Origin of the sequence: Carboxylicivirga fragile, assembly GCF_050589805.1 — a bacterium.
GTDB lineage: Bacteria > Bacteroidota > Bacteroidia > Bacteroidales > Marinilabiliaceae > Carboxylicivirga > Carboxylicivirga fragile.
This window is the reverse complement of record NZ_JBNGOY010000006.1, coordinates 103,739-121,168: the sequence shown is the minus strand read 5'-3', so window position 1 is coordinate 121,168 and position 17,430 is coordinate 103,739. Positions and strand designations below refer to the sequence as shown.

The 17,430-nt window shown below is 36.6% G+C and carries 9 protein-coding genes; 5 read left to right on the top strand and 4 right to left on the bottom strand.

Features of this window, described 5'->3' with window-relative positions:
• Nucleotides 1–3 precede the first annotated feature (3 nt).
• The 5 genes from ACRD7B_RS04160 to ACRD7B_RS04140 all read left to right on the top strand — a co-directional run bounded on the left by ACRD7B_RS04160 (nucleotide 4) and on the right by ACRD7B_RS04140 (nucleotide 11,037).
• Nucleotides 4–756, top strand: a complete 753-nt coding sequence (locus ACRD7B_RS04160) for a copper homeostasis protein CutC (RefSeq protein WP_430823213.1) — start codon at nucleotides 4–6, stop codon at nucleotides 754–756.
• A 29-nt stretch (nucleotides 757–785) separates the two neighbouring features.
• Nucleotides 786–3,338, top strand: coding sequence for a beta-mannosidase (locus ACRD7B_RS04155; RefSeq protein ID WP_430823212.1), 2,553 nt, complete (start codon nucleotides 786–788; stop codon nucleotides 3,336–3,338).
• Between the two features lie 102 nt (nucleotides 3,339–3,440).
• A complete protein-coding gene (locus tag ACRD7B_RS04150; RefSeq protein ID WP_430823211.1) occupies nucleotides 3,441–5,699 on the top strand; it encodes a GH92 family glycosyl hydrolase in 2,259 nt (752 codons plus the stop codon).
• Between the two features lie 4 nt (nucleotides 5,700–5,703).
• Entirely contained in the window at nucleotides 5,704–8,766 is a 3,063-nt protein-coding gene (locus ACRD7B_RS04145; RefSeq protein WP_430823210.1) for a GH92 family glycosyl hydrolase, read from the top strand.
• 33 nt (nucleotides 8,767–8,799) lie between these two features.
• Complete coding sequence (locus tag ACRD7B_RS04140) at nucleotides 8,800–11,037, top strand: GH92 family glycosyl hydrolase (RefSeq protein ID WP_430823209.1); 2,238 nt, start codon at nucleotides 8,800–8,802, stop codon at nucleotides 11,035–11,037.
• A gap of 337 nt (nucleotides 11,038–11,374) precedes the next feature.
• Here the strand turns inward: ACRD7B_RS04140 and ACRD7B_RS04135 are convergent, their stop codons facing one another.
• The 4 genes from ACRD7B_RS04135 to ACRD7B_RS04120 form a co-directional block, all read right to left on the bottom strand.
• Complete coding sequence (locus ACRD7B_RS04135; RefSeq protein ID WP_430823208.1) at nucleotides 11,375–12,067, bottom strand: SDR family oxidoreductase; 693 nt, start codon at nucleotides 12,065–12,067, stop codon at nucleotides 11,375–11,377.
• 54 nt (nucleotides 12,068–12,121) lie between these two features.
• A complete protein-coding gene (locus tag ACRD7B_RS04130; RefSeq protein ID WP_430823207.1) occupies nucleotides 12,122–13,915 on the bottom strand; it encodes an alpha-L-fucosidase in 1,794 nt (597 codons plus the stop codon).
• 302 nt (nucleotides 13,916–14,217) lie between these two features.
• Nucleotides 14,218–15,747 (bottom strand): sulfatase family protein, encoded by a 1,530-nt coding sequence (locus tag ACRD7B_RS04125; protein ID WP_430823206.1) that lies wholly within the window; start codon nucleotides 15,745–15,747, stop codon nucleotides 14,218–14,220.
• Nucleotides 15,748–15,823: 76 nt separating this feature from the next.
• Entirely contained in the window at nucleotides 15,824–17,410 is a 1,587-nt protein-coding gene (locus ACRD7B_RS04120) for a beta-N-acetylhexosaminidase (protein ID WP_430823205.1), read from the bottom strand.
• Between the last annotated feature and the right edge of the window lie 20 nt (nucleotides 17,411–17,430).

The window sequence follows — 17,430 nt, the reverse complement described above, 5'->3', positions numbered from 1 at the left end:
ACAATGATAAAATTAGAAATTAGCACTTATAATATTGAAGGCGTTAAAGAGGCGGTAATGTTAGATGTCGACAGGCTGGAATTGTGCGATAACATTAAGGAAGGTGGTACTACTCCAAGTTTTGGTCTAATGGAAGCTGCCATGTTATGTGGACATAAAAATGTATATGCGATTATAAGACCCAGAGGTGGTGACTTCCTATATTCAGATGATGAGTTCGATATCATTAAAAGGGACATTATAAATGCTAAGAAAGCAGGGCTAAGCGGTGTAGTATGCGGTTGTTTATGTCCCGATGGCAGTGTAGATACTAAGCGTACTAAACAACTTGTTGAATTAGCAAAACCTTTGAAATTTACTTTTCATAGAGCATTCGACATGTCAAAAAACCACAAAGAATCGCTAAAAGATTTAATTAGTATTGGTGTTGATACCGTTCTTACTTCAGGCCTTGAAAATGAAGCAGTAGAAGGGCAGAGTGTGATTAAAGAATTGGTTGATCTTTCCAGAGGGAAAATTGAAATATTAGTTGGTGGTGGTGTCAATGCAAGTAATATTCAAGAGCTGCATGATTCGACAAAAGCTCAGTATTATCATATGTCAGCAACAAAGTTGGTTAAATCAGGAATGACCTTTTACAATCCACGTCTTTCTATGGGTAATATTGAAGCCGAGGAGTACAAGAAAGTAACAGTGGATTGCAAGAAAATATCTAAGGCAATGAAGCTCGTTAAAAAGTTGAATAATAGCACTTAAACGAATAGCGCGCACTTAAAACAATAACTATGACAAGTCAATCATCTGTTTGGATCTCACTATTTACATTAAGTACATTATTGTTTATGTCTTGTTCCGAGTCACATCAGGCAACAAGAAGGGAGTTAAATGCAACATGGTCGTTTAAGCAAGTGGGCACCAAAAATTGGATGCCCGCCAATGTACCCGGAAATGTACATACCGATTTGGAAGCAAATGACCTAATCAATAATCCATTTTATGGGACTAATGAAGATAGTTTGCAATGGATTGAACATGAAGACTGGCATTATAGCGGAGAATTTACTATTGACGAATTACAATTTAAGCAGCAGCATATTGAGTTGGAATTTTTAGGCTTGGATACCTACGCCGATGTTAAACTAAATGACCAACATCTGTTAAAAGGCAAAAACATGTTTCTGGCATATAGCCATGAAGTAAAGGATTTATTGATTATTGGCAAAAACAAGATTGAGTTTATTTTTCACTCGCCAATAAAAATGGCGTTGCCAAAGCACTTAAAATCAAAATACACCTATCCGGCCGATAATGACCGATCAGAAGAACACCTCAGTGTTTATACCCGAAAGGCACCTTATCATTATGGCTGGGATTGGGGTCCTAGGTTTGTAACTTCTGGCATATGGCGTCCTATAATGATAAAAACATGGAATGAAGCTCGCTTTGATGACATACAGTTTGTGCAAAATAAGTTAGCTGATGATGAAGCCAATATTACTTTAACATATCAAATAGAATCAGATATCGAGGCTTCAGCCAACATTGAATTATTCATTGATGAAAATAAAAATAATTCTCAAAAAATCCTCCTTAATAAAGGTATCAACACTGTTAATTTTAGCACTACAATCAATAATCCCGAACGTTGGTGGCCAAATGGAATGGGTGAGGCTCATCTATATCAATTCACTTCAAAACTAAGCATAGGCAATAAAATTGTTGACAAAAAAACAATGCAAATAGGCTTACGAACCATCGAAGTTATTAATAAACCTGACTCAATTGGAGAAAGTTTCTATTTGAAAGTGAATGATATACCTACATTTATAAAGGGAGCTAACCACATACCGAATGATTGTTTCTTAGGGCGTATGACAGATTCTGTATATCAACGTAATTTTGACGACGCATTAAATTCAAATATGAATATGCTACGTGTATGGGGAGGTGGCATATATGAAGATCAGCGTTTTTACGAATTGGCTGATGAGAAAGGGATTTTAATTTGGCAAGACTTCATGTTTGCCTGCACAATGTACCCATCGGATGATGAGTTCTTTAGTAATATTGAGGACGAAGCCGAATATAATATAAAACGTCTGCGTAACCACGCATCTCTTGCTCTTTGGTGTGGCAATAACGAAATAAAAGTTGGATGGGATAATTGGGGCTGGCAAAATAAATACAACTATGACGAAGCTGACCAGAAAGAATTACTTGAGGGTTACGATAAATTATTTAATCAACTCTTGCCTAACAAAGTAAAAGAGCTAGATCCTCAACGTTTTTATTACGATTCGTCACCAATTAGTAATTGGGGGAATAAAGCCGACATGAAAATAGCGGACAACCATTATTGGGGTGTTTGGTGGGGTAAACACGAATTTAAGCAGCTTAATGAATATGTGCCGCGTTTCATGAGTGAATTTGGTTTTCAGTCGTTTCCTTCGATGTCAACCATCAAGAGCTTCTCGAAAAAAAACGACTGGGACATCGATTCCGATGTTATGAAAAGTCATCAAAAAAGCTCTATTGGTAATATTACCATCAAAGAGTACATGCAACGTGACTATCATATGCCTGAAAAATTTGAAGATTTTGTATATCTCAATCAAGTAATGCAAGCTGAAGGCATGCGCATTGGTTTTGAGGCCCACCGCAGAAATAAGCCCTTTAACATGGGCACCTTATATTGGCAATTTAACGATGTTTGGCCTGTTGTATCTTGGTCCGGAATTGATTATTATGGACGATGGAAAGCCATGCAGTATTTTATTAAAAAAGCTTTCGAACCTATTATTTCAAGTGCTGTATTTGATAATGATAAATTAAAAGTTCACCTGATATCAGATAGAATCCATTCAACGGAAGTACATAGTCTTCTGAAAATAATAACATTGGATGGAAAACAAATATGGCAACTAGAGAAAAACCTGATACTTGATGCAAATGCTAATGTTCAGATCTTAAATCAATCCTTAGCCAATTTAATTAAAGGTAATAAGCTACATGATTTGGTATTGGTAATGACGACCAAATACGATTCGAAAGAAACCGAGAATACCTTTCTTTTCTCTAAAGTAAAGGAGCTTGAGTTAGTAAAACACGATATTGATATCAAGATTAAAACAAATAAGAATATAGCAGAACTAATTATTAAGAGTCCTGTTTTTGTTAAGAATCTGGAATTGAGCACAAGCACCATTGATGGCCAATGGAGCGACAACTACTTTGATTTAATGCCTAACAAAGAATATCGGGTTACTCTTGAATCAGCGAAACCAATCCTTGATCTCGAAGAAGAAATTCAACTTAAATCAATTGTTGATACCTATTAAAAAGAATCTTAATATTTTCATATTAACAGTTTCATATATTCATTTGGATCTCTTATTGATCGTTCAATTATATAATAATTGAAAAAAATAAAAATACATCATATGAGGGTTTTATCTTGCATTTTTATTATTCTCTTTTTATGCTCATGTTCAATTGATAAATCAGAACAAGGCTCCAGCAATCAAGACTTAGTAGCATACGTTAATCCATTTATGGGTACTGATGGTCCAGGTAACACCTACCCTGGCGCTCAATTCCCCTTTGGAGCGGTACAACTTAGTCCTGACCATGGTATAAGCGGCTGGGATCGAATATCAGGTTATTCATACTCCGACACCATCATTAGCGGCTTTAGTCATACACATTTAAGCGGAACTGGCGCTGGTGATCTTTACGATTTATTGTTTATGCCGATTAACAATCGTAGTTCCAGAACAATAAAAGAGAATGGTAATCGTCCATATTCTGTTTTCTCTCATGATCAGGAAAATGCTTCCCCCGGCTATTATCAGGTTATGCTTAAGGATTTTGGTATAAAAGCAGAAATGACGGCCAGTGAGCGTGGAGGAGTTCAAAAGTATCATTTTCCAAAGGACGAAGGCAAGGCTATAATATTAGACTTGGGATATAGTTTAAACTGGGATGGTCCAACTGATACTTACATAAAAGTTGTGGATAAAAATACCATAGTGGGCTATCGAAAGTCATCGGGATGGGCTGCCGATCAACGTGTTTATTTTATGGCTGAATTCTCAAAAGCATTTGATTCTTACGAGCTATATGAGGAAGACAAAATAGTAAGGACGAAAGCTAAAGCCAAACATACAAAGATCATGCTCGGTTTCGATTCTTCAAAAGAAGAAGTTATTGAGGTTAAGGTGGCCATTGCATCCTCTAGTATTGATGGAGCTATTACAAATTTCAACAAGGAACTAAAAGGGCAATTATTTACCGACATTAAATCAGCGGCAGAGAATGCCTGGAGCAAGGAGTTGGCTAAAATCACAATTGAAACCAATAATACTAAACTAAAACAAACTTTTTACACTACACTGTATCAAACCATGCTTAACCCTCGGATACTATCCGATGATAATGGTTTTTATAAAGCACCTAATGGAGAAGTTGAGCAGGCACAAGGTTACATACGTTACGATTTATTCTCACTGTGGGATACTTTTCGTGCTGCTCACCCACTTTATACAATCATGCATACTAATCGTGTAGTTGATATGGTTAAATCGATGATGGCACATTATACTGAAACCGGGCTATTACCAGTTTGGTCGTTCGAAGGTAATGAAACAGACATGATGATGGGATACCATGCTGTTCCGGTAATTGTGGATGCCTATTTTAAAGGTTTATTAAATGACTTGGATGCTGAGGAACTATATGATGCATGCAAGGCATCTGCCATGCAAGATGCTCAGCGAATTGATGAGTATAAGGAAGAAGGATTTATTTCAACAAACCAAGAGCATGAAAATTGGTCCGTTTCTAAAACCATGGAATATGCTTATGACGACTGGACAGTAGCGAAAATGGCAAAAGCCTTGGGTAAGAAAGGGGATTATGACTATTTTATGAAGCGATCAAATAATTGGGCAAATCACTATGATACAGAAAGTTCTTTTTTACGTCCTTTAAATGCGGATGGTTCATTCGTTAAACCTTTTTTAGCTAAAAATTATACTGATGATTATTGTGAGTCGAATGCCTGGCAGTATTTTTGGTTTGTACCGCATAACATTCAAGGATTGGCTGACCAATTGGGATCCAATAAACGATTTGAAGAAAAACTGGATTCGATGTTTACGTATTATCCAAAAGAAGATGATAAACTTCCCATATTTAGTACAGGAATGATTGGACAATATGCGCATGGTAATGAGCCGAGTCACCATGTAGGCTATTTGTATAATTACATTGGTAAACCTTGGAAGACGCAAGCCATTATAAAACAAATTGCCGATAGCCAGTATGCACCAACTCCAAGTGGGCATTGTGGTAATGAAGATTGCGGTCAAATGTCGGCTTGGTTTATATACTCGTCAATGGGATTCTACCCTGTTAATCCAACTGATGGATTGTATGTTATTGGCACACCATTAATCAATCAGGTTGATATCAGTCTGGAGAATAGTAAGACCTTTGTTATTAAAACGGTGAACTTATCAGACGATAATATTTTTATACAAAATGCCACTCTTAACGGAATGCCGCTTGAGACTTCCTACATTAAGCATAGTGACATAATGCAAGGTGGTGAATTAATTTTTGAGATGGGAAATAAAGCTAATAAGCAGCTTTGGGTGCAGCAAGAGGCGTTTCCACCATCAGATACGTTTATAAAGTAGAAAAATGATAATTAGGAGAGATAATATGGGTATGATAAATAGGTACAAGTCAAATTATTTTAACAGTATTATTGCGGCTGTTAGCTTTATTTTATTTTTTGCTGGATGTAGCCCCAAGGAGGCGTATGACTACAGTAAATATGTTGATCCATTTATTGGTACCGGAGGACATGGACATACTTTTCCAGGTGCAACACTGCCTTTTGGCTTGGTGCAATTAAGTCCGGATACGGGTGTTGAAGGATGGGATTGGTGCTCAGGTTATCACGAATCAGATAGTTCAATCATAGGTTTTTCACATACGCATTTAAGCGGAACTGGTGGAGCTGATTATGGCGATATCTTGTTGATGCCAGCTGTGGGTCAGGTAAAATATTTGCCTGGAACAAAAGGCGGTCCTGATGCCGGATACCGTAGTCGTTTTAATAAAAAAAATGAAAAAGCATCACCAGGATATTACGCAGTTCACCTGGATGATTATAAGGTTGATGTAGAACTAACAGCCACTTTGCGTACTGGCATACACCAATATACTTTTCCGCAGTCTGACCAAAGCCATATTATACTAGACTTGAAACATGGAATATCTGATAATGTAAGGGATTCTGAATTAAAAATTATATCAGATACCAAGGTTGAAGGTTACCGGTTCTCACAGGGCTGGGCCAATGATCAACGTGTTTATTTTGCCATTGAATTCTCTAAGCCATTTTCTCAATCTGAAATTGCAATTGACGATGTAGCAACAACTAACAGCAAACAAGCTAAAGGCAAAAATATTAAAGGCGCTTTTTTCTATAAGACAAGTGATCAGGAAGTTATTCTTGTGAAAGTTGCTTTATCTTCTGTTTCAAGTGAAAATGCCTGGGAAAATATGAAGGCTGAAAATAAAGGCTTTGATTTTGAGAAAACGCATTCAAAAGCACGAAAGCAGTGGAATAAGGAATTAGCCAAAATTGAAGTTGAAGGTGGTACCAAAAAGGATCGGATTGTATTCTATTCGGCAATGTATCATACTAAAATTCATCCTAACATTTTTCAGGATGTTAATGGTGAGTACCGTGGTATGGATATGAAAGTTCATGCGGCAAAGAGTCATACTAATTACAGTCTTTATTCACTATGGGATACTTTTAGAGCATTACATCCACTTTATTCCATTACCGATACAAAAACAAACGATGACTTTATTAAGTCGATGATGGCAAAATATGAAGAGTCGGGTAAACTACCAGTTTGGGAATTATGGAGCAATGAAACCAATACCATGATTGGTTATCACTCAGTTCCGGTAATTTCTGATGCTATTCTAAAAAACTATTATACAGGCAATGAGGAAGAAGCCTATAAGGCTATGGTAAACTCTGCTATGAGTGATGGACAGGGCCTTAAGGATTACAAGCACATGAATTATATTCCACGTGAAAAAGAAGCTAATTCGGTTTCTAAAACAGTTGAATATGCCTTTGACGATTATGCCATAGCGCAAGTTGCTCAAAAACTCGGTAAAGAAGAGGATTACAAACATTTTACACTTCGATCGTTAAATTACCAAAATGTATTCGATCCGGAAACACGTTTTATGAGAGGACGTGATGAGAATGGTGTTTGGAATCCTGATTTTGATCCGATGTCTATCTCCCTTTTTGGATCAGGTGATTTTACAGAAGGTAATTCTTGGCATTATTCCTTTTTTGCCCCTCACGATATAAATGGCCTCATTGAGCTTTATGGAGGAAACGAAGCATTTGTTGCTAAACTCGATGAGATGTTTGAACAAGACGCTATTAATGATAATGATCATGCCCATGATGTAACCGGATTAATTGGACAATATGCGCAAGGCAATGAGCCATCGCATCATGTTATATACGCCTATAATTTTGCCCTTCGCCCTGATCGTGCCCAAGAGCTGATTAGGCAAGTGATTGATGAGATGTATTCGGCAAATCCTGACGGTTATAGTGGAAATGAAGATACAGGCCAAATGTCGGCATGGTATGTTTTTTCTTCAATGGGATTTTATCCAATAAATCCTGTTAGTGATCAGTTTATTATCGGCAGTCCTTTATTTGATAAAGTGACCATCAACCTTGAGAATGGAAAAACGTTTGTAATTGAAACGCAAAACAATTCTGATAAAAGCTATTATATCAAATCAGCAACTTTAAACGGAAAGCCTTATAATAAAACCTTCATTAAATATGCTGATATAATGGAAGGGGGGCATATGAGTTTTGAAATGAGCACTGAGTCACAAGCATGGGGGCAATCAGCAGATAAAGCACCTTTAGAAATAGCTGCAGACGAAGACGATGTTATTGATTTTCCTGCACCTAAAGCCTTTATGCCATATCCTGGTACATCATCAAGGGTATTTCACAGAAAGCTTGATATTGAACTGCTTTCTGAAACACCGGATGTTACAATCTACTATACGTTAAATGGAGATGAGCCTAGTACTACATCTTTTACTTATACAAAACCTATTACAATCAACAAATCAACTGTACTCAAAGCTATTAGTATTAAAAAAGGCTTTGATAATAGTGATATTAAAACCATCAAATTCAGAAAGGCTATATTTAATACCGGCAACTCCGAATATCCTGTTATCAATTCTAATGTAAAACTTGGGAAAAGCTATAATCCGGGTATATCGTCGCTTATTGATGGTCGATTGGGTTCAAATAATTATAGAGATGGAAGATGGACCGGAGTTCAGGGCCAGGCATTTATGGCAACGATCAATCTAGGGAGAAAAAAAGCAATTACGGGTGTAACAATGAATTTTATGCAAAATACAGGATCATGGATCTTTCCTCCAAAAAGCATTAAGATATTGGGCTCTCTTGATGGTAAAACTTTTAAAGAAATTACAAAAGAATCGTATGCGGTGCCAACTGAACACCTAGACATACTTATCAATACCAAAAGTTTTAAAACAGAAGCCAAGGTGCAATACTTGAAAGTGATTATTGAGGGAGCCGGAGAGTTGCCAAGTTGGCATAGTGGCGCTGGACGTCCATCCTATATTTTTATTGATGAAATAACTATAGAGCAATAGTTAAATAATTCTATTAATCGAAAAACGAACATTATGCAAATGAAGTCGCTTGTAATACTTTTTTTTAGTATCGGTCTGTTTCAACATATAAAAGCCCAGGAACCTGTTGATTATGTTAATCCATTTATTGGGAGTGATAATTATGGTACTACCAATCCTGGGGCAATTGTACCGCGTGGTATGATTTCAGCAGTGCCATTTAATGTGTCGGGTCGCCCAAATAAACATGAAAAAGACAGCGATTGGTGGAGTACACCGTATTCTTCAGCAAATGAAACTTTAACAGGTTTTAGTCATGTTAATCTATCGGGTGTTGGTTGTCCTGATTTGGGTACTATAATCCTAATGCCCACCACCGGAGATCTCAAAATAAGCAGTGGAGAATATGCATCTACTTATTCACATGAAGAAGCAAGCCCTGGATATTATTCAAACTATCTGAACCGATATGATGTAAAAGCGGAAGTTACTACTAGTGTACGAAGTGCGATAAATCGTTATACTTTTCCCAAAGGTAGAGCAAATATCCTATTGAATCTTGGTTTGGGGCTTACTAATGAGCAAGATGGATATTTAAGAATCAAGTCTGATAATGAGGTGGAGGGTTTTAGGACTGTTGGTTCCTTTTGTTATAATAATCCTGATGAAATATATCCTGTGTATTTTGTTATTAAAGTCAACAAGTCTGCAGACAAGTATGGTGCGTGGAAAAAGCCACCTCTATACCATGGAGCAGAAGCTAACTGGATGTCATACAATGGTCAAACGCGCTTGTTGAATGAATACACCAAACCACTTGTTGGCGATAGTCTTGGTGCTTTTTTTAGTTTTGATTTTAAAGAGCCAACGCAGGTAGAGGTATTAATAGGTATTAGCTATGTTAGCATTGAAAATGCTCGTGAAAATTTGGAACAAGAAATAACGAATAAATGTTTTGATGATCTTAGAGCTGAAGCACGTGCTTTATGGAATGATAAATTATCCCGGGTTAAAATAACTGGTGGTACAAGTGACGAAAAAACGATGTTTTATTCCGCCCTATATCATGCCCAGATTCATCCCAATACTCTTAACGACGTTAATGGAGAGTATCCAACCATCGGTTCAGGCAACATAGGTAAAACAGACGGCACTCGTTATACTGTTTTTTCATTGTGGGATACTTATCGGAATATGCATCAACTAACCAGCTTGTTATACCCAAAGGAGCAGTTAGGCATGGTGAATTCAATGTTAGATATGTATAAGGAAAATGGCTGGTTGCCCAAATGGGAATTGAATTCAACAGAGACTTTTACTATGGTAGGCGATCCGGCTGCTATAGTAATTGCAGATACATATATGCGAGGAATTACAGGTTTCGATACCGAATTAGCTTTAGAGGCCATGCTAAAAAGTGCCACGCAGGAAAAAGATAATCCACTGAGACCAGAACTTAGTGATTATCTATCATACAGTTATATTCCTGTACAAGAAAAATACGATGGATCAGTATCAACAACTTTGGAATATGGAGCCGCTGATTTCGCCATTGCGCAAATGGCAAAATCACTAGGACATAAGAATATATATACGGATTTTACAAAGCGTTCGCAATACTATAAAAACATGTATGATTCAGAGCTTGGTGTAATGCGACCACGCTTAGATAACGGCCAATGGCATACGCCTTTTTCACCATTGGATGGGGCCAACTTTGAGTCTGTAACCGGATTTATTGAAGGAACATCATGGCATTACTCATTTATGATACCTTACGATGTTAAAGGTTTGATTAAACTTAATGGAGGAAAAAAGAGTTTTGTGAACAAGTTGCAAAGTGTATTTGATAATGGTCTGTATGAGCCAGATAATGAACCAGACATGGGTTATGCCTTTTTGTTTAATTATGTCAAAGGTGAAGAATGGCGAACACAAAAAGAAGTAAATAAAATTATTGATCACGACTACTCCAATAGTCCGGGTGGCTTACCTGGCAATGATGATACAGGAACAATGTCAGCTTGGCTGGTCTTTGCTATGATGGGCATCTATCCGGATGCGCCGGCTATTCCTCACTATACTATTTGTAGTCCTCGCTTCGATCTTGTAGAAATTCGCCTTGATGAAGAAATATATTCAGGAGAAACGTTTAGAATAGAAGCTATTCGTACTAATACTAAAGCCCAAGAAATAAATAAGATGGAATTAAATGGGAAAGCTTTAAACAACTATTTTATAAGTCACGACGATGTCATCAATGGTGGTACTTTAAAAATTTGGCTTAAGTAAGATAGTACCGGTAAAGGCATTATCGGACATTGAGCTTAGTTTTCCAGACGGAGTTACTCTGACCATCCAAGAAGAGTTAACACTTGGCGAAGGAGGAGATCCTAAAAACTATTTTTGATATGTTTACGCTTTGTTCATCCTTTATATCTATTCGTAAAATAGTAAACCCCGATTTATGGCAAAAGCGCCTGTTTTCGGGGTTTTGCTACATCATTAATACAGCTATAGTCAATTTGCAAAAGATGTATGTCATAAACAAACATTTCTAATTAACGCTTAAACCTCCCTACAAAACTTTAATCTGACGTAGTATTCACTATTGCTTTGTTGCACAAAGTTATTCCGGAGACCATGGCGCATTTGCACCATTCCAATGATCAAAATGCCCTAATTCAATAGATTCTATAAGAAATGGTTTTTCTCTCGATATTATAAAATCAAGGGTCTCAGCAATATTTTCAGGTTTTAAAATTTTAGCATTTGCATTGTCATTCCAAGTATTTACCCCCCACGAATAGATTGTAGAAACTTTAATTTTGCCAGCAAGTTCATTTCGTAAAACATGAGCAAATTGCATTATTCCGGCTTTTGTTGCAGCATAAATAGATTCTCCTACAATTCGATTTTTAGCAGACATTGAAGACATAAAAACAATATGAGGATCGTCACTTTCTAATAACATTGGAATGATCTTTTTCGTTAAAAGAAGTTGTGAGTGTAAATTAAGAGTAACAAGCTTATTTATATCATTATCAGAAAAATCTGAAATACTATCAATTACCATTACACCTACATTATTAACCAATACATCAAGGCCTTTTGTTTTTTCTTTTAGCTGATTTACAAACTTTTCAACATTATTAATTTCTGTAAAGTCTTGACCAAAAAAATGTGCATTTTTGATTTTACAATCATTAAATGAAGATATCTCTGATGCATGGAGAAACAATTCATTTTCTTTTGAAAGTAATTCGGCTTCAGACAATCCAATACCTTTGCTGGCCCCTGTTATACAAATCTTTCGTTTCATATTTTTCTGCTATAAATGGAAGAATAAATTGTTTATTTCTTATACTCAATTTCATTATTTAACCCAAAGCCACTGAAAATTAACTTCCTTCTTTTGCTGCGGTTCGATAATCATCTCAATAGTATAAAAGCCCTTTTCTGCGAAATTCATCGTTCCAACCCTGTTTGATCTGAAATTATCAATATACCATGCTTCATTTGGTTCAGCTACAGTTTGTCCTGTTGGCCTGATATTGTGCTTAAATATTTTACCTGATATTTTTACAGTGATATCGCCAGCACTTTCTTGATTCTGAAAGCTGTAGGAAACATCTAAGTTTTTTTCACCTACCTTATCAACATAAATCTTCCAAATAAATGTTTTATTGGAATTTACCACTACATGACGTGGTATTGTGCCAGAACTAGCCAAAGGCTCTACAACAATTGACTTATCATTTTCGAACTGATTGTCAGGCAAAAGAGAATATCCTCCATCAACGGTTTTAGAAACCAAACCATCCACTATTTCCGGTTTAGAGTTATATTCAACCACCACCACCGATATATAATTATCTGGCTGAAGGTATGGTAATGAAATCTCAGTAAACACTTTTGAGTAATTAAAGTTTAAAGACTTTTTTTCCTTGTCAGCTAGCAGGTAAACTTTTTCAGGAGAAGATGAGATTCCAGTTAAATGCAGCTTTTTATTAAGTGGCCAATTATCTACGTGAAGATAAATTTTGAATTTATTTCCATCTTGTTTGCAGGTTATTTTCCCCCAATCGTGTAGATCTTTATCTAAATCAAAAGCTTCAGCCCCATAAATAGCTTCACCATTAACATTCAACCACTTCCCCATTTCAAGCATACGATTCGATATTTCGTAAGGTACTTCGCCATTGGCTCGAGGGCCAATATTTAGCATCAAATTTCCATTTAAACTGACATTCCCAATAAGCGCTTTTAACAAACTGGATGTTGATTTCCAATTGGTATCGGATGAATGAAAACCCCATGAGTGTGCCACAGTTGCGGGCGATTGCCAAGGAAAATCCTCTTTTTTACTTCCCAACTGATTATCACCAAGAGTTTTGTAATCAACATCTGGATCTTCGTCAAGAGACAAACCAAGTCGAGAGTTAACAATACAGTTTGGTTGTAATTCACGAATAGTGTTTTTTAACTGTAGCAGTTGTTCTTTGGTTATAATAGAATTCGAGTGATGAATCCACATATCAAACCACATCATCGAAATTTCTCCATAGTTAGTAAGCAATTCCTTTATTTGAGGAATTACTTTCTCTTGCCAATATTGGTCGTATTCTTCTGGTTTAAGTTTATAAATTTCACGGTTATGATTCCAACCATATTCATGCTGCCAATCAATCCAGTGCGAATAATATAAACAAAGTTTAATTCCATGTTTTTTACAGGCATCAGCCATCTCCTGTATTATATCTCTTCTGGGGTTGGTGTAATTCCCCAGATCATAATCACTAACTTTACTGTCCCACAAGCCAAAACCATCATGATGTTTGGCTGTAATTGTAATGTATTTCATACCCGAGTTTTTGGCAAGCAACACCCATTCTTCCGGTTTTAATTCATTCCAATCAAATCGCTTGAGTAAAGTCACATACTCATCCATCTCTATCCGATTTCGGTACATTAGCCATTCTGAATAATTGTTGTCATTACGAAGTTTTTCGCCTTTCCAATACCCCTCAGCACCACTATATACCCCCCAGTGGATAAACATTCCAAAACGCGAGTGAGTAAACCATTCGGCACGTTGGTTGGTGTTTTTTTGCGAAAAAGATGTCGTGCAAATAATTAGTAATAGAAATCCAGTAACTAGCTTTGTCATTCTTATGTGAATTTAAATATTAAACACTTATGTCTGCCCCTTCGATAAGTTCGTCAAGCTTTACAAACTCAACTTTTATAATTGGTATTATATGCTATTAATTGCTGTAATAACTTTTCTTTTGGCTCTGCTTCTAAAAATTTATTAATTAACAAAATACGAGATTCATGATCTAAAGTAGAAGCACCAAACACTGGGACATTCTTATGCTGATCGTTAATTTAATAAAAATTGTGCTACCATATTAGTCACAACATTAGCAATCAATTTCTCTATTTTATTTTCAATTTATTATTTATAAATTATTTCTTTCCACAAATGATATTAAAAACGCTAAGCATTTCATCCAGTTTCTCAGGATTCTTCTTAGCCAGATTGTTTTGTTGAGCAATATCTTCATTCAAATCGTATAACTGATATTCTTTACTATTGCCCAGTTCTATATTAACCTGTGTGTTTTTAGCTACTCCATTATACGGTGGTATCATAAGCCATTTTCCTTTTCGTAAAGCCGTCTTTGTGCTTGCCTCTATGATAAGCTCATCTCTGCCTTGTTGGTTTTTTCCTGTAAAAACATCTAGTAATACTTCGCTATCCTTAGCTTTCTTGACGCTTCCAACAAGACTGGCAAGTGAAGAAAGCAAATCAATCTGACAAACCAGCGCATCCGAAACCTGCGGTTCAATTTTCCCTTTCCAATAAGTAATAAATGGGACACGCGTACCAGCTTCATATAAACTATATTTCCCACCTCTAAGTATACCATTAGGATTATGATTTCCAAGTTTTTCAACCGCATCATCATAATACCCATCATTTAAAACAGGGCCATTATCACTCGTGAATACAATTAAGGTATTTTCTAATAAGCCCTCTTTTTCAAGTGTATTTATAAACTCGCCTATGCACCAATCTGCTTCGGCAATAACATCACCTCTGGGCCCTAATCCTGTTTTACCAACGAAACGCGGATGTGGTGTACGCGGCACGTGTGGCTGCTGCATAGCATAATATAGAAAAAACGGCCCATTCTTATGATTTATTACATACTGTTTCGCTTTGAACAAGAAATGATCTGCCATATCTACATCGCTCCATTTGGCCGAATTCCCACCCTTCATGAACCCTATTCTTGGAACACCATTTACAATGCTATTATTATGCCCATGGTGCCATTTCATAGTAACTAATTCCGGATTGTCTTTTCCGGTTGGTTCTCCTTCAAAATTATTTACATAATCTACTTCAATAGGGTCATTAAGATCTAAACCAACCACAAGGCTATTTTCAATATAAACCGTTGGCACTCGGTCTTGTGTTGCAGCCATAATATAAGAGTAATCAAACCCTACTTCGTTAGGTCCTGGTGTAACTCTTTGATTCCAGTTTGTATGTCCGCTTCCTAAACCAAGGTGCCATTTACCAACAATACCCGTATAATAACCTTTTTCTTGTAACATTTTTGGCAATGTTAGTTGCATTGTATCAATTAGCAAAGGTGCTGTTGCTGGTAGAATTTTAGCATCTTTATTCCTCCAGGGATATACTCCAGTTAGTAATGCATATCTACTGGGAGTGCAAGTTGCTGACGAGGAATGTCCATCTGTAAATCGAACTCCTCCATCTGCCAGTTTATCAATATTTGGGGTTTGTATGTCTTTAGCACCGTAAGCACTAACATCCCCATAACCTAGATCATCCATATAAATAAAGACGATGTTCGGTTTTATAGTAGATTCTTTTTTTTCCTTTTTTCTATTATCTTGACATGCTGTAAAAATCCCACAAGCAATTATTATCAAAAGAAAGTTTCTGAATAGTGTCTTCATCATAGTTATCCCTCATATAGGTTAAAATACCTTATTCATATTTTATATAAAGAAATATCTTATCAATCAGCGATATAAGCTAGTTCTTGGCATCCAACGGTCCGTATGTTATATATAGCCTATCCCAAATAAGGGTCAAGTTATCCATTGATTTCCGGAACCTGGTATAATCTTTATTGTCTTTATTCGTCCATCCTACTTCGGCATAAGCCGCTATACGAGGGTACGTTTGACGTTCAACATGCTTATTGGTCGGCGTCCATTCGCTCCACATCTGGCAGCCCAAGCCAAATATGTTTTTATGGTATTGCTCATCCAAATCATCAGGAATTGGGTTAAATCCATATGCCTTTTTTAGGTCAATACTTCCGTAATCATAGTCCAAATAAGTATTAGTATGCAAGGAATTAATTATGCTATAACCTTTTTGTGCGGCATCGGTAATCAGATTAATGTCCCCTTTCCAGAAATGAACAACTACGTTTTTAGCTAGTTCTGTTTCAGCTTCCATATCAACCTTTTTCTCTTCAAAATCTTTATGAATATTGATCCCCATAATTTCGTTCCAACCCATCATACGTCGTCCCTTACTCTCGATGAATTTTGATATTTTATTGGTAAAAGCAATCTGTAAATCGGCAGGCGTATTTATGCCATTCTTTTTCATGTATTGTTGCACATGCTTCGATTCTTCCCATACTCTGTAACCAACCTCATCGCCACCAATGTGGATGACTTCCGAAGGAAACAACTCAAACAATTCGTTTAGTACATCTTTTACAAATTGCTCTACTTCAGGCTTTGTAATATCATAATTATCGTAATGACGGCCAAATTTAACCGGAACCTCAATATCTTTACCTGCTGTCCCCAACCATGTATATGCGGCAATTGCGGCACTTGAATGCCCTGGCATCTCAAATTCAGGAACAATAGTAATGTTTCTTTCTGCGGCATATTTTACAATGTCTTTTATTTGCTCCTGGGTATAAAACCCTTCATGAGCATCTCCCGATGTTTTACCACTTTTCCATGTACCAATCTCCGAATCGGCTCTTTTACCTCCAACTTCGGTAAGTAATGGGTATTTTTTAATCTCGATGCGCCATCCGGCATCATCAACAAGGTGCCAGTGAAAGACATTCATTTTTAACATTGCCATTTGGTCAAGCACTTGTTTAACGAATGTTTCGCCATGAAAATAGCGAGATTCATCAAGCATGTAGGCACGCCAGCCAAATGCAGGTACATCTTCAATTTCAACAGCCACAACCGTTGCTCCATTCACCATTTGCAGTAAGGTTTGAATGCCATAAAAATGCCCCCTATCACCATTGGCTGTAATTGTTATTGTTTTTTTCTTTGCTACGAAACGATATCCTTCTTCGCCTAAATTATTTGGTTCCTCTGCGGATTCAAATACAATTTTAGCTCCTTTACCTGCCGAAATACCTTGCTTACTTAATTCAGCGGTAAGGTACCCTAAGTGAATTGTTTCACCAATAACTTTAAAACCACGAGATAGATCAACACAACCTTCACCCGCTACCAGTTGATTTGGGTAAGGAATAATCTCAATTGGCTGCTCTTGACACTTGTTTGTTGTACACGATGCTATAAAAGCAGTTGCCACGGCAATAATCAGTAATTTTAGTTTGTTGTTCATAATTTAATTATTGATATTTT

Bases quoted from the DNA above. Each gene is read 5' to 3' on its own strand.
- ACRD7B_RS04150 (WP_430823211.1), top strand. From the start codon at position 3,441: ATGAGGGTTTTATCTTGCATTTTTATTATTCTCTTTTTATGCTCATGT.
- ACRD7B_RS04160 (WP_430823213.1), top strand. From the start codon at position 4: ATGATAAAATTAGAAATTAGCACTTATAATATTGAAGGCGTTAAAGAG.
- ACRD7B_RS04145 (WP_430823210.1), top strand. From the start codon at position 5,704: ATGATAATTAGGAGAGATAATATGGGTATGATAAATAGGTACAAGTCA.
- ACRD7B_RS04120 (WP_430823205.1), bottom strand. From the start codon at position 17,410: ATGAACAACAAACTAAAATTACTGATTATTGCCGTGGCAACTGCTTTT.
- ACRD7B_RS04130 (WP_430823207.1), bottom strand. From the start codon at position 13,915: ATGACAAAGCTAGTTACTGGATTTCTATTACTAATTATTTGCACGACA.
- ACRD7B_RS04140 (WP_430823209.1), top strand. From the start codon at position 8,800: ATGCAAATGAAGTCGCTTGTAATACTTTTTTTTAGTATCGGTCTGTTT.
- ACRD7B_RS04125 (WP_430823206.1), bottom strand. From the start codon at position 15,747: ATGATGAAGACACTATTCAGAAACTTTCTTTTGATAATAATTGCTTGT.
- ACRD7B_RS04155 (WP_430823212.1), top strand. From the start codon at position 786: ATGACAAGTCAATCATCTGTTTGGATCTCACTATTTACATTAAGTACA.
- ACRD7B_RS04135 (WP_430823208.1), bottom strand. From the start codon at position 12,067: ATGAAACGAAAGATTTGTATAACAGGGGCCAGCAAAGGTATTGGATTG.